This window comes from Martelella mediterranea, assembly GCF_021021415.1.
Classification (GTDB): Bacteria; Pseudomonadota; Alphaproteobacteria; order Rhizobiales; family Rhizobiaceae; genus Martelella; species Martelella mediterranea_C.
Map to the genome: position 1 here is coordinate 1 of NZ_JAINWJ010000041.1, position 22,151 is coordinate 22,151.

Consider the following 22,151-nt stretch of genomic DNA (forward strand, 5'->3'; position numbering starts at 1 on the left):
CGTTTGCAGCCCACCGGCTCAAGGTGAACTGCTCAAACCTGGGGTCAGAACAAGATCTGCATAAAATCCTGCGCTAAGCTCGAACGGAATGTGAACATCAAGCGGCACGGAGGATATTTCTGGGTAGCCGTAAGGATCTGAACCCCTCCGGTATCTGTTTCTCTGTGTCCCAAGAATAAATGCCGGTCAGATTGATATGCTCCCAACTGAGCGGCGAAATGTGCTTGAGCACGTCGTCAGGAATGATCCGGCCCTGCTGGCGCAAATGGGCGACCGCCCGGTCGAGATAGACTGTATTCCAGTGCACGATGGCACTGACGACCAGGTTGAGCCCGGAGGCTCGGAAGGCTTGGCTGTCATAGGAGCGGTCACGGATTTCGCCGCGTTCGTGGAAGAAGACGGCACGCTTGAGCTTATGGGCGGCCTCACCCTTGTTGAGACCAGCCTGGCACCGCCGGCGCAGCGATTGGCTCGAATACCATTCGATCATGAACAGTGTCCGCTCGATGCGACCGATCTCACGGAGCGCCTTGGCCAAGTCATTGGCTTTCGACGAGGTTGCAAACATCTTGAGGATGGTTGACGGCGCGACAGCTCTCGTAGCGACCGACGCGCCCAGTCGCAGGAGATCGTCCCAATTCTCAAGAATGAGCGTGGTGTTGATCGGAGTGCCAATATGATTGGCCAATGCCGGGTAGGTATCGGCTCTTTCGAAGGTATGGAATTTCCGGTCCTTGATGTTCCGCAGCCGGGGAGCGAAGCGTTTTCCGACGAATGGGAACAGTCCGAAGACCTGATCGCTGGCGCCGCCGGTATCTGTGAAGAGTTCCTCGATTTCGAGGATGGTGTCGTGGTCAAACAGGCCGTCCAGGACATAGACGGCCTCGCTCTCGGTGGGGCTGATCGGCAGGATGCTGAAGTAGCCGTACTGATCGGAGAGCCCGCTGTAGAATTTCGTGCCCGGTTCGCTTCCGTAGTGCAGGTTGATGTCGCCGCGCTTTGCGGCCCGGTCGCTAGCTCGGAAGAATTGCCCATCGGAAGACGCAGTCGTGCCGTCACCCCAGAGACGCGAATGCCGATGAAGCGTATGTGCGTCGGTCACGCAGGCTTGCGCCGCGCGATAAGTTTCGGACCGGGCATGGAAGGAGCGCATCCAGCCGATCTGGTGGGCGCTGATCCCTTTTGAAGCTCCGGCCATGCGTTAGGTCCGAGATTCGTCCCGTCCGCGAGAACGCCGGCTAACATCGCCGATAGGTTCTGAGGAACGTCACCCGTGCGAACATGGGTGAACTGGTCGGCAAAGCCGGTCCATTGATGCACTTCCCGGAGCAGGTCAGGAATTTCCACAAGCGGATACATTTCGGAGATTTCTGCGTTCAGATCTTCAGCCGCAGCGGGAACATCTCTGGAATGCGGCGTCACGATCAAGGTTCCCGCCTCGAGCCTGACGCCTTCGAGCTTTCCATTGCGGGCACGATACGCCAGCCGCTTGAGATTGAAGTCCATCATTTGCTGGACTTCGTTCAGCCAGGCTTCGCCGTCGCTTTGTACGCCGAGGCCGAGTTTGTCTTCCTCCTTGAGTACGTCGAAGGCGGGCTTTGGGATAAGATGTTCATCAATCGGCCGGAAAGCCCGGCTTCCTGCGACCCAGACATCGCGGGATCGTAGCCGATCGCGCAACAGCGCAAGCGTCGCGATCTCATAAAACCGCCGATCCCGCTTTCCTTTCTCGAAGATCAGCTTCCTGTCTGACTTTGAAAGATGGGCAACCGGAACGCGCTCCGGAAGAATGCGCCTGCCTTCGGCATAAAGCGATCGCAGTGTACCTATCGCGGCCAGCAGTGGATCGTGACGGCGGCGGGACTGGAAAGAAAAAGTCTGGAGGAAAGCAGCCGCATATTTGCGAAGATTACCGTATTGCTCGGCCGCCAGCGCTAACGAGGAAGCGCTGTTGTTTTCGACGATCGACTCGAGGCCTGGCTTGATTTGCAGCAGCCGGTACCAGCCGACCTGCCGGTTCAATGTGTCGATGGCATCTTCACCGGTATCGTTAGCTGTCTGCAAGGCCACGATCGTGTCGAGAAACAGGCGCAATGCTTTCGACGTTTCGGCGCGTGTGTTCATATGGCGCTGCTTTTTGCGATTGTTGGCCTTGGAGAACAAACGGCCGATCAATTTGATGAACATGGTCATCGCTTCGTCGGTGAGTTTCTGGCCAAGCTTGATGACCTGCACCACGAGTGTCGCGCGCCGGCGACTGGCGGTAAAGTCGTTGGCAAGCCAAGCCGGCGTGGCATCTCCTTCACGAACCATCTGGTCCCAACGTCCAGACGGAATACGGGCTTGCAAACGAGGATTGATCCCGAGCGAGCGCAGATACGCGATGCGCTCTGTCAATCCGACCAGGTTCATTGCACCGGGGGCGTCCGGAGCTGACTTCAACCAGTGAAGGCGGGTCTGGCCGATTGCCGGATCGACGGTCAGCAGACCGTCGAGAGTCTCCAGTGTCTCCGGTGTTAGGTCCGAGATCAGGGCGGCTTCAGCACGACGGCGCGCGATGGTTCGTGCCAGCAAGCCCATTCGTTCAATGGCATTCGCCACAGGCAACAGAACACGGCGTTCGCGAAACGTCGTGATGATGGCACTCGCGATCGGCAAGCCTTTGTCGGTCACAGAAGCCGCCTGTATCGCGGACAGCAATGCCGCGCGACGATCCTGGGCAGTTGCACTTCGCATTTCGAGATAGCGGAGCAGGTGCGCGACGTGATTGCTGCGCGTTTCCTCCCGGCGGGCATATCGTTCGAATGAATCCGGGTCGGATCCAACCTGTTCGGCAATATAGTTGAGCACTGCCGTTGCCGCACGTACCAAAGGCAAGGTGCTCTGGGTGGTCACGCGTCCCGATCTCTTTGCACCGGCAATCGCCCAGGCCGGGCTTCAGCCCGATCGCGTGATCCATGTCGAGGCCGGCGACGAGAAGGCATTGCTTGCCTGTTTCGAGGAAGGGCTTCGCCATGGCGGGCTTGGCGCGGTTGTCGCCGAGACTGCGCGTCTCTCGATGACGGCCTCCCGCCGTCTGCAACTGGCGGCCGAGAACTCCAACACGATTGGGCTGGCGCTGCGCCGTTGGCGACGGCAGACCGAGGCAGGCGACTTCGGGCAACCAACGGCAAGCGTTACCCGCTGGCGGGTCTCCGTTCTGCCCTCGCGACCCCTGCCCGTTCCCGGCCTTGGCCGCGCGCGCTGGCTGGTCGAGCTCATCCGATGTCGTGCCGGAGAAAGTGCCGATTTTGAACTGGAGGCGTGTGATGACACGGGTCGTCTCGCTCTTCCTTCCGAGGTGGCCGACGGACCGCCTCAGAAGGAAGTCGGGCGACGCATCGCCTCCCGCTGATGCGCCGCTCGTCATGGCCGGCCGCACCGGCCGCCGCCGTCTGATCAAGGCAATCGACGCCAATGCCGAACAGCTTGGCGTGCGTATCGGCATGGCCGTCACCAAGGCGCAGGCCCTTGTACCGGGTCTCGTGATTGCCGATGCAGATCCTGCCGCTGAGACCGAGGGGCTGAACAAGTTGGCGCTCTGGGCCCTTCAGCGGATTTCGCCGGTGGTCATGGCCGATCCACCGGATGGTCTCGCCATCGATACGACCGGCGCCGATCACCTGCATGGCGGAGAGGACGCCATGCTTGCTGACATGATCAGACGCTTTGCCGCGGCCGCTGTCGAGGCACGCGCGGCGGTCGCAGACACTTGGGGCGCCGCGCATGCTGCTGCCCGGTTTCTGGCACGACCGGAGATCGTCATTCCACAGGGAGAAACCGAGGCGATGCTGCGAACCATGCCGCTATCAGCGCTCAGGCTCGATCCCAGTAAGGTGTCTGACCTGCACACACTCGGTTTCGAAAACATTGGAGAGCTGCTGGATCAGCCGCGCGCACCGCTGACTCTGCGCTTCGGTCCGGAAGTCGTCCGGCGGCTCGACCAAGCCCTTGGCAGGATCGCCGAGCCGGTCGATCCGATCCGCTCGCCGGAGCTGGTCGAGGTCCGCAAGACCTTTGCCGAACCGATCGGCGCGCCTGAGACCATCGCCCGCTATATCGCCAAACTCGCAGACGCCCTCTGTCTTGAACTCGAAAAGCGCGGCCTTGGCGCCCGGCGGCTCGATCTTCTGTTCCACCGGGTCGACAACACCATGCAGTTCATCCGCATCGGCACGGCCCAGCCGGTGCGCGATCCGAAACGCCTTGTCCGCCTGTTCCGCGACAGGCTGGAAACCGTCGATCCGGGCTTCGGGATCGAGATCATGGTGCTGGTCGCGATCCATGCCGAACCCTTGCGTGAGAGGCAGACGATCTCGTCCCTGGTCGAGGAGCCTGAAGCCGATGTCTCCGACCTCGTCGATGTCCTTGCCAATCGCGTCGGCGAACATAGGCTCTGTCGCTTCGCGCCGGTTCAAAGCGATGTGCCCGAACGCTCGGTCGCCCGTATTGCCCCGCTGGCACCGGAAACCGGGCTCACATGGGACGGCGACTGGCCGCGACCGCCGCGGCTTTTACCCCGCCCGGAGCCGGTCGAGACCATGGCGCTTCTCCCGGATCATCCGCCCGTCTGGTTCACGTGGCGCGGCGTACGTCGACGCATCCGTCGCGCCGATGGGCCGGAGCGCGTTCGCGGCGAATGGTGGAAGCGCGATGCCGAACTCACCGCTGTCCGCGATTACTTCCGGGTCGAGGACGATACCGGCGAGCGCTATTGGCTGTTCCGCTCCGGCGACGGCGAGCATGAGAACAGCGGCTCACACCGCTGGTTTATCCATGGGATCTTCGGATGACCGGACCGCGCTACGCCGAACTGCAGGTCACCACCCATTTCTCGTTTCTGCGCGGGGCGAGCAGTTGCGACGAACTGTTTTCGCGCGCGGCAGACCTCGGCATCGAGGCTATCGGTGTCGTTGACCGGAATTCGCTGGCTGGCGTCGTGAGGGCATTCGAAGCTTCAAAGCAGACCGGCGTCCGGCTGGTGGTCGGCTGTCGCCTCGATCTTGCCGACGGCCTGCCGGTCCTCGTCTACCCGACCGACCGGGCGGCCTATGCCCGGCTATGCCGATTGCTGTCGCTCGGCAAGCAGCGTGCCGGCAAAGGCAGGTGCCATCTCGAATGGACCGACCTCGTGGTCTATGGCGAAGGACTGATTGCCGTCCTGGTTCCCGATTGCGCCGATGATGACTGCGCCATGCATCTGCGACGGCTGCGGGAGGCTTTCGGGGATCGCGCCTATCTGGCGCTGACGCTGCGACGGCGACCGAACGATCAGCTTCGGCTCTGGCAGCTGTCGAACCTGGCTGCCGCAGCCCGGGTTCCGACTGTCGTCACCAATGACGTTCTGTTCCACGCGGTCGGCCGGCAGATGATGCAGGATCTCGTCACCGCCATCCGGCACAATGTCACTATCGATGAACTCGGTCATCGCCGCGAGCGTTTCGCCGATCGCTACCTGAAGCCGCCGGAAGAGATGCACCGGCTGTTCGATCGCTATCCGGAAGCACTCGCCCGCACGATCGAGATCATGAACCGCTGCCGGTTCTCACTTACGGAACTCGCCTATCAATATCCGGAGGAAAAGCTCTTTCCGGATCTCACCCCGCAGCAGGCACTGGAAAAGCTCACCTGGGAGGGTGCCGCCGAGCGCTATCCCGAAGGCCTGCCCGACAAGGTGAGGTCCAACCTCAACCATGAGCTGGCGCTGATCGAGAAGCTGGACTATGCGCCCTATTTCCTGACGGTAAATGCGATCGTGCGCTTTGCCCGCTCAAGGGATATTCTCTGTCAGGGTCGCGGATCGGCCGCCAATTCGTCCGTCTGTTATGTCCTCGGCGTGACCTCGGTCGATCCGGATCGCAATGATCTCCTGTTCGAGCGCTTCGTCTCGGAAGAACGGCGCGAGCCGCCGGACATAGATGTCGATTTCGAGCACGAACGCCGCGAGGACGTCATCCAGTGGGTCTATCAGACCTATGGCCGCGATCGATCCGCGCTCTGTTCCACCGTGATCCGCTACCGCGCCAAAGGCGCGCTCCGTGACGTCGGCAAGGCGCTCGGACTGACCGAGGATCTGACTAAAACGCTATCGTCACAGGTCTGGGGCTGGTCCGAGGATGTCGAGGAGAAGCACGCTCAGGATCTGAACCTCAATCTGGGTGACAGGCGGCTTCGGCTTGCCCTCGAGCTTGCACGGCAACTCGTCGGCACGCCGCGCCATCTCTCGCAGCACCCGGGCGGTTTTGTCCTGACCCGCGACCGGCTCGACGAGCTGGTGCCGATCGAACCGGCGGCCATGGAAGACCGGCAGGTCATTGAATGGGACAAGGACGATATCGATGTTCTCAAGTTCATGAAGGTCGACGTGCTGGCGCTCGGCATGCTCTCCTGCATGCGCCGCGCCTTAGATCTTCTCGCCGAGCACAAGGATATCCGGCTGGAACTCGCCACCATACCCGCCGAGGATCCGCGCACCTATGCGATGATCCGCAAGGCCGACACGCTCGGAACTTTCCAGATCGAAAGCCGCGCGCAGATGGCGATGTTGCCGCGCATCAAGCCCCGCACCTTCTACGATCTTGTCATCGAGGTCGCGATTGTCCGGCCCGGGTCGATCCAGGGCGATATGGTCCATCCCTATCTGCGCCGGCGCGAGGGCAAGGAAGAGGTGACCTATCCGAAGCCCGAGCTCGAAGCGGTTCTCGGCAAGACGCTGGGTGTGCCTCTGTTTCAGGAGCAGGCGATGCGGGTTGCCATCGACTGCGCCGGGTTCACCGCCGGCGAGGCCGATCAGCTCCGCCGCGCCATGGCAACGTTCAAGCACACTGGCGGTGTATCGAAATTCGGAGCCAAGCTGATCGAGGGCATGGTCGCTAATGGCTATGAGCGCGAATTCGCGGAGCGTACCTTCAGGCAATTGGAAGGCTTCGGTTCCTATGGTTTTCCGGAAAGCCATGCGGCGAGTTTTGCGCTGATTGCCTATGCTTCGTCCTGGATGAAGTGCTGGCATCCCGATGCCTTTTGCTGCGCGCTGCTGAATGCCCAGCCGATGGGATTCTATGCACCGGCTCAGATCGTGCGTGATGCCCGCGATCACGCCGTCGAGGTCCGTCCGGTCTGCATCAATGCGAGCCGATGGGATTGCACACTGGAACCCAACGATCGCGACGACGTGCGTTTCGCCGTCCGCCTTGGGCTCAGGCTGGTGAAGGGGCTCGCCAATGCCGAGGCCGCCCGACTGGTCTCCTGTCGTGAAGACATGCCCTTTGCTTCGGTCGACGATCTCTGGCGTCGCGCCGGTATTCCTGCCGCCGCTCTGGTCGAACTCGCCGAGGCCGATGCATTCAGGCCCTCGCTCGGGCTTGCCCGCCGCGAGGCGCTCTGGGCGATCAAGGCCTTGCGCGACGAGCCGCTACCGCTCTTTGCCGCGGCTGCAAGGCGCGAGGCCGGCATTGTGCCAGAACAGGCCGAACCGGAGCCCCTCCTGAAACCCATGGAGGCCGGCCGGGAAGTGGTTGAGGATTACGGCCATCTGGGCCTAACACTCAGGAAGCATCCGGTTTCGTTCCTGCGGTCGGAGCTGACCCGACAGCGGTTCAGGTCCTGCGCCGAAGCCGTCTCGCTGCGCGATGGTCGCTGGGTCAACCTTGCTGGTCTCGTTCTCGTACGTCAGCGCCCCGGCTCCGCCAAGGGCGTGATGTTCATCACGCTTGAAGACGAAACCGCTGTCGCCAATCTCGTGGTTTGGGCGAAGGTGCTCGAGAAATACCGACGCACCGTTCTTGGATCCGGCATGCTTGGCGTCAAAGGCCGGGTCCAGAGAGAGGGCGAGGTCGTCCATATCGTCGCGCGTGAGCTGATCGATCTGTCGGCGGAGCTTGCAAGCGTCGGGAGCCGGGATACGGCCTTTCCGCTTTCTCACGGGCGGGGCGCCGAGTTTCATCATGGGTCGCCGGCGCCTGATCCGCGCGGAATGCCGAAGCCACGTGATATGTTCGACCCCTATGGGCATCTCGATGAGATCAAGGTGAAGCCGCGCGACTTTCGATGATCGCTGCGAAACTCACATTGAGAGAGTGCTTTCGATTGTGCTTTGATAGACACGCCCCGTGCTTCGTCGTCCATCCGGACTGTTTTCTTCCCGGTTTCGGCGATTTTTTGCGCAAAGCTGATGCAAACTGCCATGGCGGAGGAATGTCTTGCCGTTGTTGTTGGGATCAATTGACGATGGGACTGTAAGGCCCGGTGTCTGTCAGCAACGTCTCCACCCAAAAAAGACGGTTTCCGCCTTCGGCAAACCCTCCGTCTTTTTGTGTTCTCCGCCGCCCTTCGCTTCGCTGCGGCCCTGAAGGGTGCAGTCATCCTTTTCCGGTCCTTCCCGGCGTCCCTGTCAATTCGATCAAACAACGGAGACATACCAATGGCAGACCTGATCAACTTCATCCGCTTCAACGACAACGGCACTCTGGAAGGCAACATCGCCGCACTCGACTTTGACTTCGACATCACCGGTGAAGAGCTCAACAGCACGAACCCGAAAGCGCCTGTCTACCGCCTGTATGGCGTGTCCCCGCGAGGTCGAAAGATCGAGGTTGGCGGCATCTGGCGTCAGACCAACCAGAACGGCGAAGAGTATCTGCAGCTGACTGCTGCGACCCCGAGCCGGGCGTTCCGTGCAAACCTTGGCAAGTTTCCCGCTCAGGACGACGATGACCTGATGACCGTGATCCCCTGGAGCTAAGCTCCCTCGGCGCGGCGGATGCCGCCGCGCCGGTTCCGGCAAATCCGCAACGGCCCTAATAGTCCGCACTTGTGTCCCAGCTGTACTCAAATTAAGTATCATGCATTGAGAAATGCCCGCCATCACCAAGTCAACGACCGGAACCCGCAGACGTGTCGTGGTTCATGACGGACGTTGACGCATATAAAAGAAGCACTATGTGGGCTTGAACAGCTATCGCGAGAGAATGACCAGAGACGAGATCATAAAAGGGCTGGGTGCGCAGCCACACGACCCGTTTGTGTGGTTCGAGGGACCACCGGTTCTGGAGCAAATACCTCCAGGAACTGTGGGTGTTAACGCTCTCAAGGTGGCAAGCGCCATCGAGAACCGGCCGAGCCGATACGTCCACTTGCTGCCGATATTGCGCGTGAGCTTGATCGGGCTGATCTATGATCCGCAGCTCGATGGCGGCATACTGCCACTCCAAATGCTTGCCGACCGTCTTGGTGTCAGCCGGTTTACGATTCCGCGCAACTGTGTCGTGCTCGAGGAGATGGGGCTGTTCTATAAGGTCACGAAGAACGGCCGCTACGCTGTCGAGCCTGATACGGCGTTGGTCGTGTTTCATGACCTGTTCGTTCCGTTGCCAGCGAAACGGCTCCGCAAAGACGATTGACGCCCCCCCCCCGATCACCGGGTCAAACATATAAAAAACAAGAGAATTATTCTTCTGGTTCTGGTAAAGTTGGCGTGGTCAATAGACCTACGCTGGATTTGTCGACCAAGAGCGAGAGTGGATAGTAGGACCGTGCCGGTTCAAGGGTTGAGAGATTCCAGGAAGACCGGCCTGGCTGTAAAACCTTACCGATCTGAAGAAGGAAAAGACCATGGCGAGCACCCTTGAAAAGACGCGCATCTCCGATGCCGAAATGGAACAGCGACGCCGGCTGGTCGACAGCGCCGATCATTCCAATGCCATGGAAGGCCTGAAGCGCGATCCTGCCACCGATCACATATTCGAGGCTTTCGTTCGCGGCGAGATCGAGGCCTCCGACATCGTTCCGATGCTCAAAGAGTTCCGCGCCGCCAACGGATGACGAACTACGCTTACGAAAACCGTACCCTCAAGAACATCGATGGCTTGACCGATCCCGACAAGCTCTCTGTCGTTGAGGCGGAACGGGTCGCGGGCCGGCTCATCGAACTGCGTCTTGGGGGCGGGCCGCAGCCGACCTTTGATACCCGGCATCTGAAAGCGCTTCACCATCATCTTTTTCAGGACGTCTATGAATGGGCCGGGCGCACCCGAGACGAGTGGGTACAGCTTTCTGATGGCACTGTCGCGACCATGCCGACCATGCAGAAGATCGACGGCGAGCAATTCGCGATCGGCCCGGCTATTTCCAGCGGACTGCACCGATTTGCCGACGACCTGCGCGGTCAGAACTTCCTGCGCGGTCTGGACCGAGAGAGGTTTGCCGACCAGGCGGCAGTTTACTTCAATCGGCTCAACTCGATCCATCCGTTTCGCGAAGGCAATGGCCGGGCGCAGAGGGAATTCATGACTGCGCTGGCAAAGAACGCCGGTCACGAACTCAATTTTGATGTCGTGTCGGCCGAGCGCATGGCGCAGGCCAGTATTGCCGGTCATGAACGCGGCGATGTCGATGCCTTCAAGCGCCTCTTCCGCGAGATATCTGATCCGAAACGCGTGCAGGCGTTGGAGAAGGCACAAAAATTCCTGACCTCGCAAGGCTTTGATTGGCAAGATCGCTATATGGCAACGACTGAGCCTGGCCGTCGCTATGACGGCGTCCTGGTCGGGATTGGCGGGTCGGATTTCATGATGCATGACAAGCGGAATATTCTCGTCGGCCAAACGAAGGACCTGCCAAGGCCGTTGCCCGAGCAAGGGCAGCATGTCGCGTTCGAAACGCCACGGAAGACCCGCGCGAACGCCCGAGAGGGTAGGGGGCGTGACGACGACTTTGGCCACGGCCTCGGCTAGAATCCCATCCTTGTGATTTCGCGGTGTAGATTGCCGGCTGGACGCCGGATTCGGTCGCGGCCCTTAGAGCCGGATTCAAAAGTTCATGATGGGAAACAATATCGTGCGAGCCGCCTTGTCATCACCCTGATGCTTGCGATGTTGACCCATGCTGTGGCGCTTGCGATGGACTTCTCCCAATCTTTGGCGAGTCGACGGCATCGACCGAACCAGCCGAAGTTGCGCTCAACCACCCATCGGCGGGGCAGAACCTCAAAGCCTTTCGCTGTGTCGGAGCGCTTGATGATCTCAAGGTTCCATTGGCCGCATCCGCGCAGCGCTTTTCGCAACTTTTGCCCGGCATAGCCGCCATCTGCGAAGACATGGCGCAACCAGGGGAAACGGTAGCGGATGGCTTTCAGGACGCTGGGCGCACCGTCACGGTCCTGGATATCGGCTGCATGGACATGCGCGAACAGCATCAGCCCGAGCGTATCGGTGATAATGTGACGCTTGCGGCCCTTGATCTTCTTGCCGGCGTCGTAGCCCGAACCCCCGCCACTTTCAGTGGTCTTGACACTCTGGCTGTCGATGACACCGGCCGTGGGCGAGGCCTCACGCCCCTCCAGTTCGCGCGTAGCGCAGACAAGCAGATGGTTGATGGTCTGCCAAAGGCCGATATCGCGCCATCCATAGAAATAGCCTCGCACCGTGGAGACCGGAGGAAAATCCTTCGGCAGGGCCCGCCATTGGCTGCCGCTGCCCGCAATATAAAGGATCGCGTTCACCACCTCCCTCATGTTCGTTTTCCGTGGCCGCCCACCGGGCTTGGCCGGCGGTATCAGTGGAGCAATTACAGCCCATTCACGATCCGTCAAATCGGTTGGATAGCGAAGGCGATCACGGTTATGCTGCAGGCGGGTGATATCAGTCCAGGGCATGCAATCCTCCACGTTCTTGGCAGAGGTGGTTGAATCACATCCTTCTGATATCACTCAATAACTTTTAAATCCGGCTCTTAGGGCCGCGGTTCTCTTCTTTTTCTGCCGGAATAGCTTACGGCTCCTTGGTCAGCGTCAATGACGAACGGTGCCCCCAATTTTGCGGCTGCCCTGCGTGCAGCAACTAAATCGGCTCCCCCATTCGCCGGCGCTACCGGTCGCTTCGCGATCATTGACACTGCCCTGCGTTCACCCGTGCCCGGTTTCCGTCAACAAAAGGAGACGGAAACATGACGACCATCGATCAGATCAACGAACTTCGCGCCGAGCTGATGAACTGCGACTTCTCAAAGGCCGAGCGGCAGGATGCTGAAGCAGAACTTGAAAAGCTGGAAGCTCTGGGAGCAGCAGAGGAGCTGCAGTTTGAGCAGGACATGGCAGCCTGGAGCGCTGACCTCAAATGAGGTCGGTTTCAGGAAGGCTTGGAGCCTTCCTGTTCTCTGGCCGACACCCGAAAAGCCGAATATTTTGAGCGCTGAAGCTGCTATTCCGTGCGCCAGTTCAAAATAGAAAGCTTGAAGCCAGGAAAACTATCGAACCGACAGATCGTGCAATGCTGCATGAACACGCAACATGAGCAGCCTGTGACTTATAGTTTGCAATTTGGCTCGGTGTGACCTATAGTAGGCATATGGTCGAGTTAATCAAAACGGCAACATTTGATCGCTGGCTTTCGAGCCTGAAAGACCGAACTGTGGCCGCAAAGGTCGCCGCCCGCCTCGTGCGACTTTCAATGGGCAATCCCGGTGATGTGGAGCCCGTGGGGTCGGGGATTTCCGAGCTCCGAATTCACTACGGCAAGGGATATCGAGTTTATTATATGAGGCGCGGCGAGTTGATTATCGTTTTGCTTTGCGGTGGCGACAAGTCGACGCAGAAAAAGGACATCAAGGCCGCAAAAATGCTGGCCGACGAGTGGAAGGATTGAAACTATGGCAAAGGAAGTTTTTAGCCGTTTCGATGCGGCCGATTACCTGAAAACCAACGAAGACATTGCTGCCTTCCTGGAGGCTGCGATGGAAGAAGGCGGAGACGATCCTGAATATATCGCTGTCGTTCTTGGAACCATTGCGCGGGCGCGCAATATGAGCCAATTGGCGCGTGACACCGGGCTTTCTCGGGAAGGTCTTTCACGCGCGCTTTCCGGCAACGGGAACCCGACAATGGCAACTTTGATGAAAGTGGCCAAGGCGCTCGATCTTAAAATTCAAGTTGTTCCAGCCTTGTCTGCAGGAGCAGCTTCGAGCGCTTCAGAACATCGAGCCGCTTCCTAAGTGTAGTTCGGCCGACCTGCTGCGCGGAAGGCCGTCTGATGCCTGTTGATGGCGTGATCACCGTGCGTGACCCACGCGTCAGTCGCGGTAGCCTCGCTTGCGCTTGCTTTGCTCGAGAATGGCGAGTGCGTCATGGGCCTGTCCGGCCGAGGTGAACCAATCGAGCTTCAGCTGACCGCTGGTCCCGATCCGGCCCCAGCGGCGCACAAGGCACCAGTCTCCGAACAGGCCGCCCTCGATACTGAGATGATAGAACCGCCACTTGTTCGTGGCCGGCTCGATGCGGCGCAGGAGCACTTCAGTCGGGAAAAGATCAAACTGTCCCAGCATCTTCAAATCCCCGGCAGTTGTCCATCGAACAAGTCGAGCGTGTCGCCTTCTACCATCGTTGTGTTCCTGGGCGTGCCGACCGGCTCCATTCCCTTGAGAACGTCAATGGCTTGTTTCGGATAGTTTGCGTCACTGTCCATCCTCCCGGTCTCAATATCGTCGTCAGTCGTGAAACCTTCAAGTCGGCTGGCAGTGATAAGGTCGAGGGTCCATTGCGCTGGCTCTTGGGCATCGCGCGCATGCGGGAGGGTGGTATAGGGAACGCGCACCTTGTAGACGTCCTCCCCAATGCCCGTGACGAGGACATCGATGCCGTTTTTGCGAGGCCCGAGTTGCGTCTCGAATTCGGAACGCTCAATCGTGTTCTCGCGCCGCTCGTCGCGCACCCATTCCAGCCCGTTTCCACGTGGCTCACGACGGTTATAGACCACGGTGGCCTGACCGACATCGCTTTCAAGTCGCTGCGCGGTCGGTCCCGAGTTCACTTTGGCGATGATCTTCGTTCCGACGATCGACATCCAGGCGTCGGCGCGTTCGCGTCCATAGGTGTCACGGATCTGTGCAATATCCTGCACGCCGAGACACACGCAAACCCCCTTCGATCGTCCGATATCAAGTAGCGCAGAAAGCCGGCTGATCTTCGGCAGCTGGGCAAACTCATCCACGAAAAACCAGATGCGGCGGAGCTTGGCGTCGCCAAGCTCCGGATCGGACACGATGCCGGAGGCAATGGTCAAGAACGCGCTGATCCAGCCGTCAGATTGGTCGGAAAACCGGCCGGACTTCTGCAGGATGACGGTGCGCCTATCTGTCTTGTAGAGCAGCCAGTTGCGTAGCGAGAAACGTTCCAGACCATCGTAATTCGCCCATGCTGTTGCGAGCAGACGCAGCGTGTTGGTATCAGCGGTGAGTGTAGAAAGCGTCGAGGCGACTTGTCGATAGTCAGCATCCAGAAAGCGAACCGCGTCGGGGTGATAGCGATGCGCGACCTCAAGAAGTTCAAGATGGTCACGGCGTGTTTCGGCCACCAGATCGGCCCATGTCCACCTTCCAGGGTTCTCGTGCATAAGGCGTATGGTGCACGCGGCCAGCACGGCACGGGCCGAGTTGGAGAAGAACCTGTCGCGTGACTCGGGGATCAGTCGCGTCGCCAATTCGACGGCGTCCTCTGCAATACGCAGATCCTTGGCGATATCCCAGACATGGGATCGCCGATCCTGCGGAGCAATGATGATGGGCTGCACCTTGGAACCATCCGACTTGATCGTTGGAGGCAGCTTCTCGGTAAAGTCTCCCTTGATATCGAAGACGAGAACCTTGTCATGTCGAGCGATTGCAGAGACGATCAGCCCGATCATGGTTTGTGTCTTGCCGCCGCCAATGGAGCCAAAGATGATGAAGTGCCGCACCTCTCGTTCAAGCGCCAGCCGCCATCCATTGAACCAATGAAGGCCGTCTCTGCTGTCGATTTTTTCCGCCTTTGCGGCCCGCAGCAGTTCGGGCATTCCGGCGACAGTTCGGCCGGATTTGATCCATTTATCCGGCGGCATGAGGAAGGCAATATAGCCGCCGATCGAAATAGCAATGATGCCCGCCACAAGCGTGGCAGCCACCAACCATTGCAGTTTAGCCAGATCGGCCGGGACGTAGCCAAGAGCCTGAGTAAAGCGACTGCGGCAAAGATCGGAGGACCAGAATTTGAGGCAGTCGATCGCCTGCGAAAACGATAGGCGGTAGGCCGATCCGCTCGTGGCGTTCCATGATCGAAGCGCAAAAAAATAAACCGAGACAAGTCCCGAAATGCCCACAAGAAAGAGACCGGCATAGAGGAGAATTGCAAATTCGGAACGCCTGGGTTTGGTGATCATTGGCGCAACGCCTCGCGACCAAGCTTGATCATTTGTTCGCGAAGTCGAGCGTCACCCTTTCTCCGATTTCCTGTCAGCAGAACGCCAAGAATGTAGGCGCGGTCCTCATCGCCGAGGCTTGCTTTGATGACCAGCCCGCCAAGCTCGATCTTGTGGCGGGTGTCTTCGCTTCGTTCGCGCTTGCGCATTTTTCTATACTCGCCTTGCAGGGTGCTAAGCGCTCTGCGCAACGTCAGAAGGTCGCTGTTCATTTTCCCGCCCGGAACGAAAGGAATGGACCATCTCGGCAAATGCCGCCTCAAGTTCATTCTCCGAAAGATCAAGGGTCTCGACGCCGGCTTTCATGGCGATTTGTCCAATCCTGAGTGCTTCCTTCTCTTCAGCTTCGCGCAACTGTTTTTGCAGAGTTCTGATCTGGTCACGGATCGCGGAAGGGGATTTGGCGCGGGCCATATGCTTTCTCCTTTTCGGCGTTGAACGATGAGAAGATTGCAGCGATGTTCTGTTTTTGTAAACACCGATGATGCATGAAAATGAACCCATGCGATGTAAGGTGGATCGGCGCAGCCGATACCGCACTCCGTCATGCGAACAAAACGATCGTTTTGTTAAATGCGCACTTATACATTGTTTTCAATAATGTAAGATGGTACGCGGGTTTCATGGCGATCTATCATTTGCGCGCTCATCAGATATCCCGTGGCAAAGGGCAGAGTGCCGTTGCTGCCGCAGCATATCGCCACGCGACACATATGAATGTCGCGCGCTCCGGAGAGATTGCCGACTACAGTCGAAAGAAGGGCTGTATCCACAGTGAAGTCGCATTGCCCGAAGGCGCCCCGCGGTGGATACATGCCTGGCATGATCGATATTCGCCACACGAGTTTGCCGAGCATTTCTGGAACCGTGTCGAAACCAGCGAAAAGCGCGATGACGCTCAACTCGCGCACGAGTTCGTCGTCGCGCTGCCCGTTGAGTTGTCCGTAGAGCAGAACAAGGCTCTGGTTCGTGACTATGTGCGCAATCAGTTCGCGGCCCGCGGGCAGGTGGCAGACTGGAACTATCATGATGCTACAGGCAATCCGCATGTTCACATCATGGTGGCGTTGCGGCCGCTGACCGAGACAGGCTTTGGCCCAAAACGGGTTCCGGTTCTTGATGGTGACGGTCAATCGGTCCGAAGGCCGCCAAAGGTCGAGGGTCAAAAAGGGGAGATCGTCTATCGCCACTTCGCGGGTTGGAAGGACCGTCTTCCCGAGATCCGCGCAGCCTGGTCGCAGGAGGTCAATCGTCATTTGGTTGCGCATGGAAATGACGCGACGGTTGATCATCGCAGCTTCGAAGATCGGGACATTCCGCTGGAGCCGACGACGCATCGCGGCCCCGCCGTCGACGACATGGAGGCGCGCGGCATTCAGACCGAGATGGTGCAGCAGCACCAACAGGTCATGCGTGAGAATTTCCGCAGGCTGGCGGAGGATCCTTCGCTTGTTGTGAAAATGATCACGGCTGAGAAATCCGTGTTCGATGAGCGCGATGTTGCGAAGTTGATCCATCGGTATGCGTCAACGTCTGAAGAATTTACCGGGCTTTTCCTCCGTGTGGGTGCGCTCGAAAACCTTGTGACGCTTTCCCAGGAAATCCGCGATCCTTTCACGAACAAGCTTCTTGAGAGAGAGAAGATGACGACGCGAGAAGTCCTGCAGATGGAAGCGGGGATGATCGATGGCGTCCGTCAGCGTGCGACGGATCAGTCTTTCGGTGCCTCGCTGCGTCACGTTGAAAAGGCGATCGCGGACTTCTCGAAGTCGCACGGGTTTTCCCTTTCCGACGAACAGGCGATGGTCGTTCACGCCGTCACTTCCGATCGCGGCGTATCGACGGTGGTCGGCTATGCGGGAGCGGGTAAGTCTACCGTGATGGATGTTGTGCGGCAGGTTTACGAAGGGCAGGGGCGTCGTGTGGTTGGCGGGGCGCTTGCCGGAAAGGCGGCCGAGGGCCTGTTTGAATCGGCTGGTATCGAGAGCAAGACGCTCGCGTCCTGGCGCTTGTCTTGGGAACACGACAAGCGCCGCCTTCAGAAAGGCGACGTGTTCGTTCTGGATGAGGCGGGCATGGTCTCATCGAGCGACATGGCGATGTTGGTTGATGCGGTCAACTCGGCCCAGGCCAAGCTTGTTCTTGTCGGGGATGCGCGGCAGCTTCAGCCTATTCAGGCCGGCGCTGCGTTTCGCGCCATTGCGGATAACACCGGGTTTGTCGAGCTGACGGAGGTGCGCCGTCAGAGCGAAACATGGATGCGGGACGCGTCCCTCGCATTCGGTCGCGGTGATAGTCGCGCGGCGCTTGAAGCCTATGCCGATAACGGACACATCCATATCCGGGGCCATCGTGACGATGCCATGTCTGAGTTGGTTGGTGCGTGGGGAGCTGATTGGCGCGCCGGCGCCGATACGCTGATGCTGGCGCACACCAAGGACGCGGTGTTCAGTCTGAATGAACGGGCACGCCAGACGATCAAGGAGCAGGGTGGGCTGAGAACGGCGGTGCAAAAGTCGGCCACGGAAGCGGCGGAATAATTCGGTCGCGGGCGGAGTAAAATCCGGCCACCTATCTTCCTTCTGCAATGAGCGCAGGAGGGACAGAGGATTTACACCGTGGATCTTTATCTGAAGGTTCGTCTGGCCGTCTCGGAAGGGATGAGCCGACGTCAGGCAGCCAAACACTTCAACATATCCCGCGACAGCGTAGCGAAGATGCTGTCGTATTCGACGCCTCCTGGCTATCAGCGACAATCGCCAGTCCGGCGGCCGAAGCTGGACGCGTTCGTTTCGACGATCGATCACTGGTTGGATGCAGACAGACAAGTGCCGCGCAAACAGCGCCATACGGCCAAGCGTGTTTTTGACCGGCTTCGCGACGAGTGCGGGTTCACCGGCGGCTATACGATCATCAAGGACTATATTCGCGAACGGGAACAGCGTCGCCAGGAAGTGTTCGTGCCGCTTTCTCATCCGCCCGGTCATGCGCAGGCCGATTTCGGTGAGGCGACGGTCGTGATCGGCGGCATCGAGCAGAAGGCCCGGTTCTTTGTGCTCGACTTGCCACATAGTGACGGCTGCTATGTGCGCGCTTATCCGGCGGCGGTGGCCGAGGCCTGGGTTGATGGCCACGTCCATGCGTTCGCCTTCTTCGGGGCCGTGCCGCAGTCGATCGTCTATGACAATGACCGCTGCCTTGTGGCCAGGATCCTGCCCGATGGCACGCGCAAGCGGGCGACGCTGTTCAGCGGGTTCCTGTCCCATTATCTGATCCGGGATCGCTATGGCCGTCCCGGAAAGGGCAATGACAAGGGCAACGTCGAGGGCCTTGTCGGTTATGCCCGGCGTAACTTCATGGTCCCCATCCCGCAGTTTCCGACGTGGGATGCGTTCAATGCCTTTCTGGAAGAACAGTGCCGCAAGCGCCAGCGCGACAGGCTGCGCGGTGAGAGCGAGACGATCGGTGAACGGCTGCAGCGCGATCTGGCTGCCATGCAGTCCTTGCCGGCGTCGCCCTTTGACGCCTGCGATCAGGCCAGCGCCAGGGTCACGGCACAGTCTCTCGTTCGCTACAAGACGAACGATTATTCCGTACCCGTCGCCTACGGTCATCAAGACGTTTGGATCCGAGGCTATGTCGACAAGGTGGTGATCGGTTGCCGCGGTGAGATCATCGCCCGCCATCCCAGGAGCTTTGATCGGGAGGATGTCATCTTCGACCCGGTGCATTACCTGCCGCTGATCGAGCAGAAGATCAATGCGCTGGATCAGGCAGCCCCTTTGCAGGGCTGGGATCTACCGGAGGAATTCGCCACACTGTGCCGCCTGATGGAAGGCCGCATGGCAAAACATGGCCGGCGGGAATACGTACAGGTTCTTCGTCTGCTGGAAAGCTTCGATATGGCTGACCTGCATGCGGCGATCAAGCAAGCCCTGCAACTCGGGGCGATTGGCTTCGACGCCGTCAAACATCTGATTCTTTGCCGGGTGGAGCGCCGGCCGCCTCGACTGGATCTGTCGATCTATCCCTATCTGCCGAGAGCAACCGTCGAGACGACATCGGCGAAGGCGTATATGGGCCTCCTGTCATCGGGGAAGGGAGAAGCGGCATGAGCGCCGAAGCACCCGAGATCCTGCTTGCCCACTATCTCAAGAGCCTGAAGCTGCCGACCTTCCAGCGGGAGTATCAGAAACTGGCCCGGCTTTGCGCCACCGAGGGTGTCGACCACATCGGATACCTCACCCGGCTTGCCGAGCGGGAAATGATCGAACGGGATCGCCGCAAGGTCGAGCGGCGTATCAAGGCAGCCAAATTCCCGGTTGTCAAAAGCCTCGACAGTTTCGATTTTGCCGCCATCCCGAAGCTCAACAAGATGCAGGTGCTGGAGCTGGCCCGCTGCGAATGGATCGAGCGTCGCGAGAACGTCATCGCTCTCGGCCCCAGCGGAACCGGGAAGACGCACATAGCGCTCGCCCTCGGCCTTTCAGCCTGCCAGAAGGGCCTGTCCGTTGGCTTCACCACAGCCGCAGCCATGGTCAGTGAGATGATGGAAGCCCGTGACGAGCGGCGCCTCTTGCGTTTCCAGAAGCAGATGGCAGGGTACAAGTTGCTGATCATCGACGAACTCGGCTTCGTGCCGCTCTCCAAGACCGGCGCGGAACTGCTGTTCGAGCTGATCTCGCAACGCTATGAACGGGGTGCCACCCTGATCACCAGCAATCTGCCCTTTGACGAATGGACCGAAATCCTGGGATCCGAGCGACTGACCGGCGCTCTGCTCGATCGCGTCACGCATCACGTCAACATTCTCGAAATGAACGGTGACAGCTATCGTCTCGCCCAAAGCAGCGCCCGAAAGGCCGGCTGAAACCCTTCAGAAAATTGCAACGCCGGTATGAGGCCCCCGCTCGGGCTACGCCCTCCCGCGGGCCTCATACCGGCGCCCGAGGTGGCCGACTTTTGCTCCGCCCCGTGGCCGGTTTTTACGCCGCCGTTGACAGTGGGCTTCAAAACGAAGTGTCGTTTGACGCGGTGCGTGGCCCGCGCGCTTTCGCCGTTGGCGACCGGCTGTTGTTCCTGGAAAATGATCGCGACCTCGGCGTCAAGAACGGGATGCTGGCAACCGTGGAAAAGGCGAATGACGGCATTCTTGATGTTCGGCTTGACAATGGCAGAGCCGTTACGGTCAACCATGAGCATTACAACAACGTTGATCATGGCTACGCGACCACGATCCATAAATCTCAAGGATCGACTGTCGACCGGGTGCATGTGCTTGCCACACAGATGATGGATGCGCAGCTTTCCTATGTCGCGCTATCGCGTCATCGCGAGACGGTCACGCTTTATGCAGGTCGGAATGACTTTCCTGAAACCAGGGATCTGCTGGACACGCTGTCGCGGGACCGGCTCAAAGATTCTACGTTAGCCTACGAGCATACGCCCGACTATCAGCTAGAACGGGACGCATTCGTGCGTCGGCGCGACCTTCCGGACATCGGCGAACTGCGCGGTCTTTGGCGTCGATCGCTCGATGCCATGCGTTCGCGGTTCTCAGATATTGCGAAACGGTTCAGGGCAATTTCCGAACGGCTTTCGCTTGCGCGTCCGCAAGCGGTTGACGTCTCGCCGAATGTCACGCCTGCCGACGGTGCGCGGCCTGTTGAAGCTGAAAGAGAGATCAGGCTTCCTGAACTGACGCCAGCGGTCAGTCAGGCGCTATCGCGGCTTTCGGAAGTGGACCGCAACACGAACGGCTACAGCGGCAAACGGGGGCGCTGGTTCCGCGCTGCCGAAACCGAGCTGACACAGATGTCGTCAGCGACCGATCTGGTCATGTTCAATGACCAGATCGCAGCGCTCGTTTCCCCGGTGGAAGTTCGCTCTCTTGGTCGCGATCCGGATGAGGATAAGCTTCAGGAGCTTGTCGCGCATCTTCCGCCATCGGCGCAGACCTTCATCAAGGAAAACTGGCAGCTGGTGCATGTCGGTCAGCTGGCCGCCGCCGACAAGAGCCGCGTCGATGTTGCGTCCGTCATGGTCACGGAGCGGCGCGCCGCTGGCCTTGAGGCCGATTATGAAAAGGAGCGGGCACGTTATCGCCTTCCGGATGAACCGCTTATTCCGGCCGTGACGCAATGGCCCGTTTCGGTCGAAGCCGTTGCCCGTGATCCGGCCAATTACGCGGCGGTTACCAAGTCGCTGCACCGGTCTGCGCTTCAGAACATGGGCAAGGTCTGGCGCGATCCGGCCGCGATCCTCGACAAGCTGGCGGCGGCGGTGACGGATGGCTCTGATGTCATTCAGGTCCTCAAAGCGATGGAGGAGAACCCGGCATCACTAGGCGATTTGCACGGCAACACAAACTTCCTGGGGCGCCCTGATGAAGAGCGGAAAGCGGCACTTGCGGCGGTGATGCCGGCAACCAGTAGCGCTGATGCCTTTGCCGGATCATTGAAGGTGAGCATTGAGGGTGCCGAAAAATCGGAAAGGAAGCTGCGGAGCCAGATGGCTGCGCCGATCGACGGACTGTCGCCAGCCGCCAAAGATGTGCTGGCCTGTCTGTCGAAAGCGTCCAGTCTTCCGGAACGCTCAGACGAACGTCGCGCTCTTGAAAGGGCGGCGGTCGAGGACAGTGAAGCCGTCGGCCAGCTGCGGGGTGTCGCTCATGATATCAGGGCAAGGTTTGGTGACGGCAGTGGTGTGCCGGACCGGGATATGATCGCGCGCGCTATGCCGGAGCTTTCTCCAGAAGCAAGATCGAGGGTTCATCATGATGCCCGCCAGATCTGCGCTGCCTATGACAGGTGTGTCGAGATCGATCGGACACAGCGGCGCAAAACTCGTCTCGAGCACGAGAAGTCGCAGTATCATTCTATCGGGAGATAA

At 59.5% G+C, this 22,151-nt stretch carries 18 protein-coding genes and 2 pseudogenes; 14 read left to right on the forward strand and 6 right to left on the reverse strand.

Annotated elements, in window-relative coordinates; translation table 11 throughout:
• Positions 1 to 97: 97 nt before the first annotated feature.
• Positions 98 to 2,853, reverse strand: a pseudogene (locus tag K7H91_RS19050) (Tn3 family transposase); the annotation flags it as partial.
• On the opposite strand from K7H91_RS19050, the pseudogene K7H91_RS19055 reads away from it, so the two are divergent.
• The 7 genes and pseudogenes from K7H91_RS19055 to K7H91_RS19085 form a co-directional block, all read left to right on the forward strand.
• A pseudogene (locus K7H91_RS19055) lies at positions 2,846 to 3,394 on the forward strand (ImuA family protein); the annotation flags it as partial. The pseudogenes K7H91_RS19050 and K7H91_RS19055 overlap by 8 nt on opposite strands.
• On the forward strand, positions 3,309 to 4,832 hold the full coding sequence (locus K7H91_RS19060; protein WP_230721809.1) for a Y-family DNA polymerase: 1,524 nt from the start codon (positions 3,309 to 3,311) through the stop codon (positions 4,830 to 4,832). The pseudogene K7H91_RS19055 and the gene K7H91_RS19060, both read left to right, overlap by 86 nt.
• Positions 4,829 to 8,089: an error-prone DNA polymerase gene (locus tag K7H91_RS19065; RefSeq protein ID WP_230721810.1), complete on the forward strand. Its 3,261-nt coding sequence runs from the start codon at positions 4,829 to 4,831 to the stop codon at positions 8,087 to 8,089. Before K7H91_RS19060 ends, K7H91_RS19065 begins: the two co-directional genes overlap by 4 nt.
• Before the next feature lie 369 nt (positions 8,090 to 8,458).
• Positions 8,459 to 8,779, forward strand: coding sequence for a DUF736 domain-containing protein (locus K7H91_RS19070; RefSeq protein ID WP_230721811.1), 321 nt, complete (start codon positions 8,459 to 8,461; stop codon positions 8,777 to 8,779).
• Between the two features lie 205 nt (positions 8,780 to 8,984).
• Positions 8,985 to 9,437 (forward strand): hypothetical protein, encoded by a 453-nt coding sequence (locus K7H91_RS19075; RefSeq protein WP_230721812.1) that lies wholly within the window; start codon positions 8,985 to 8,987, stop codon positions 9,435 to 9,437.
• A gap of 211 nt (positions 9,438 to 9,648) precedes the next feature.
• Positions 9,649 to 9,858 carry an antitoxin VbhA family protein gene (locus K7H91_RS19080; protein ID WP_230721813.1) on the forward strand — a complete coding sequence of 70 codons (210 nt, stop codon included), beginning with the start codon at positions 9,649 to 9,651 and terminating at the stop codon, positions 9,856 to 9,858.
• The gene (locus K7H91_RS19085; RefSeq protein WP_230721814.1) at positions 9,855 to 10,769 is read left to right on the forward strand and encodes a Fic/DOC family protein; all 915 of its coding nucleotides are present in this window, start codon (positions 9,855 to 9,857) and stop codon (positions 10,767 to 10,769) included. Before K7H91_RS19080 ends, K7H91_RS19085 begins: the two co-directional genes overlap by 4 nt.
• A gap of 83 nt (positions 10,770 to 10,852) precedes the next feature.
• Here the strand turns inward: K7H91_RS19085 and K7H91_RS19090 are convergent, their stop codons facing one another.
• Positions 10,853 to 11,689, reverse strand: a complete 837-nt coding sequence (locus K7H91_RS19090; protein ID WP_230721815.1) for an IS5 family transposase — start codon at positions 11,687 to 11,689, stop codon at positions 10,853 to 10,855.
• Positions 11,690 to 11,979: 290 nt separating this feature from the next.
• On the opposite strand from K7H91_RS19090, the gene K7H91_RS19095 reads away from it, so the two are divergent.
• The 3 genes from K7H91_RS19095 to K7H91_RS19105 all read left to right on the forward strand — a co-directional run bounded on the left by K7H91_RS19095 (position 11,980) and on the right by K7H91_RS19105 (position 13,023).
• Positions 11,980 to 12,153: a hypothetical protein gene (locus tag K7H91_RS19095; RefSeq protein WP_230721816.1), complete on the forward strand. Its 174-nt coding sequence runs from the start codon at positions 11,980 to 11,982 to the stop codon at positions 12,151 to 12,153.
• 227 nt (positions 12,154 to 12,380) lie between these two features.
• Entirely contained in the window at positions 12,381 to 12,677 is a 297-nt protein-coding gene (locus K7H91_RS19100; RefSeq protein ID WP_018065843.1) for a type II toxin-antitoxin system RelE/ParE family toxin, read from the forward strand.
• Positions 12,678 to 12,681: 4 nt separating this feature from the next.
• Positions 12,682 to 13,023 carry an addiction module antidote protein gene (locus tag K7H91_RS19105; protein ID WP_230721817.1) on the forward strand — a complete coding sequence of 114 codons (342 nt, stop codon included), beginning with the start codon at positions 12,682 to 12,684 and terminating at the stop codon, positions 13,021 to 13,023.
• A 78-nt stretch (positions 13,024 to 13,101) separates the two neighbouring features.
• Here K7H91_RS19105 and K7H91_RS19110 read toward each other — a convergent pair whose 3' ends face one another.
• The 4 genes from K7H91_RS19110 to K7H91_RS19125 are packed head-to-tail and all read right to left on the reverse strand — an operon-like array spanning position 13,102 to position 15,674.
• Positions 13,102 to 13,353, reverse strand: a complete 252-nt coding sequence (locus tag K7H91_RS19110; protein WP_183489057.1) for a WGR domain-containing protein — start codon at positions 13,351 to 13,353, stop codon at positions 13,102 to 13,104.
• A gap of 2 nt (positions 13,354 to 13,355) precedes the next feature.
• A complete protein-coding gene (locus K7H91_RS19115; protein WP_230721818.1) occupies positions 13,356 to 15,221 on the reverse strand; it encodes a type IV secretion system DNA-binding domain-containing protein in 1,866 nt (621 codons plus the stop codon).
• Positions 15,218 to 15,472 carry a conjugal transfer protein TraD gene (locus K7H91_RS19120; RefSeq protein ID WP_330166020.1) on the reverse strand — a complete coding sequence of 85 codons (255 nt, stop codon included), beginning with the start codon at positions 15,470 to 15,472 and terminating at the stop codon, positions 15,218 to 15,220. The genes K7H91_RS19115 and K7H91_RS19120 overlap by 4 nt, the downstream gene beginning before the upstream one ends.
• Positions 15,435 to 15,674 carry a TraC family protein gene (locus K7H91_RS19125; RefSeq protein WP_230721819.1) on the reverse strand — a complete coding sequence of 80 codons (240 nt, stop codon included), beginning with the start codon at positions 15,672 to 15,674 and terminating at the stop codon, positions 15,435 to 15,437. Before K7H91_RS19125 ends, K7H91_RS19120 begins: the two co-directional genes overlap by 38 nt.
• 209 nt (positions 15,675 to 15,883) lie before the next feature.
• Between K7H91_RS19125 and traA the strand changes: the two genes are divergently transcribed.
• From traA to K7H91_RS19145, 4 genes are all read left to right on the forward strand, one after another.
• Complete coding sequence (gene traA, locus K7H91_RS19130; protein WP_230721820.1) at positions 15,884 to 17,800, forward strand: Ti-type conjugative transfer relaxase TraA; 1,917 nt, start codon at positions 15,884 to 15,886, stop codon at positions 17,798 to 17,800.
• 78 nt (positions 17,801 to 17,878) lie between these two features.
• Complete coding sequence (gene istA, locus K7H91_RS19135; protein ID WP_330166021.1) at positions 17,879 to 19,375, forward strand: IS21 family transposase; 1,497 nt, start codon at positions 17,879 to 17,881, stop codon at positions 19,373 to 19,375.
• Entirely contained in the window at positions 19,372 to 20,130 is a 759-nt protein-coding gene (istB, locus tag K7H91_RS19140) for an IS21-like element helper ATPase IstB (RefSeq protein ID WP_230721821.1), read from the forward strand. Before istA ends, istB begins: the two co-directional genes overlap by 4 nt.
• 92 nt (positions 20,131 to 20,222) lie before the next feature.
• The gene (locus K7H91_RS19145; protein ID WP_230721822.1) at positions 20,223 to 22,151 is read left to right on the forward strand and encodes an ATP-binding domain-containing protein; all 1,929 of its coding nucleotides are present in this window, start codon (positions 20,223 to 20,225) and stop codon (positions 22,149 to 22,151) included.

Excerpts from the sequence above, each read along its gene's own strand:
- K7H91_RS19060 (WP_230721809.1), top strand. The coding sequence starts at position 3,309 with ATGACACGGGTCGTCTCGCTCTTCCTTCCGAGGTGGCCGACGGACCGC.
- K7H91_RS19110 (WP_183489057.1), bottom strand. The coding sequence starts at position 13,353 with ATGCTGGGACAGTTTGATCTTTTCCCGACTGAAGTGCTCCTGCGCCGC.
- K7H91_RS19100 (WP_018065843.1), top strand. The coding sequence starts at position 12,381 with ATGGTCGAGTTAATCAAAACGGCAACATTTGATCGCTGGCTTTCGAGC.
- K7H91_RS19085 (WP_230721814.1), top strand. The coding sequence starts at position 9,855 with ATGACGAACTACGCTTACGAAAACCGTACCCTCAAGAACATCGATGGC.
- traA (WP_230721820.1), top strand. The coding sequence starts at position 15,884 with ATGGCGATCTATCATTTGCGCGCTCATCAGATATCCCGTGGCAAAGGG.
- K7H91_RS19120 (WP_330166020.1), bottom strand. The coding sequence starts at position 15,472 with ATGAACAGCGACCTTCTGACGTTGCGCAGAGCGCTTAGCACCCTGCAA.
- K7H91_RS19090 (WP_230721815.1), bottom strand. The coding sequence starts at position 11,689 with ATGCCCTGGACTGATATCACCCGCCTGCAGCATAACCGTGATCGCCTT.
- K7H91_RS19115 (WP_230721818.1), bottom strand. The coding sequence starts at position 15,221 with ATGATCACCAAACCCAGGCGTTCCGAATTTGCAATTCTCCTCTATGCC.
- K7H91_RS19080 (WP_230721813.1), top strand. The coding sequence starts at position 9,649 with ATGGCGAGCACCCTTGAAAAGACGCGCATCTCCGATGCCGAAATGGAA.
- K7H91_RS19105 (WP_230721817.1), top strand. The coding sequence starts at position 12,682 with ATGGCAAAGGAAGTTTTTAGCCGTTTCGATGCGGCCGATTACCTGAAA.
- istB (WP_230721821.1), top strand. The coding sequence starts at position 19,372 with ATGAGCGCCGAAGCACCCGAGATCCTGCTTGCCCACTATCTCAAGAGC.
- K7H91_RS19070 (WP_230721811.1), top strand. The coding sequence starts at position 8,459 with ATGGCAGACCTGATCAACTTCATCCGCTTCAACGACAACGGCACTCTG.
- K7H91_RS19125 (WP_230721819.1), bottom strand. The coding sequence starts at position 15,674 with ATGGCCCGCGCCAAATCCCCTTCCGCGATCCGTGACCAGATCAGAACT.
- K7H91_RS19095 (WP_230721816.1), top strand. The coding sequence starts at position 11,980 with ATGACGACCATCGATCAGATCAACGAACTTCGCGCCGAGCTGATGAAC.
- K7H91_RS19065 (WP_230721810.1), top strand. The coding sequence starts at position 4,829 with ATGACCGGACCGCGCTACGCCGAACTGCAGGTCACCACCCATTTCTCG.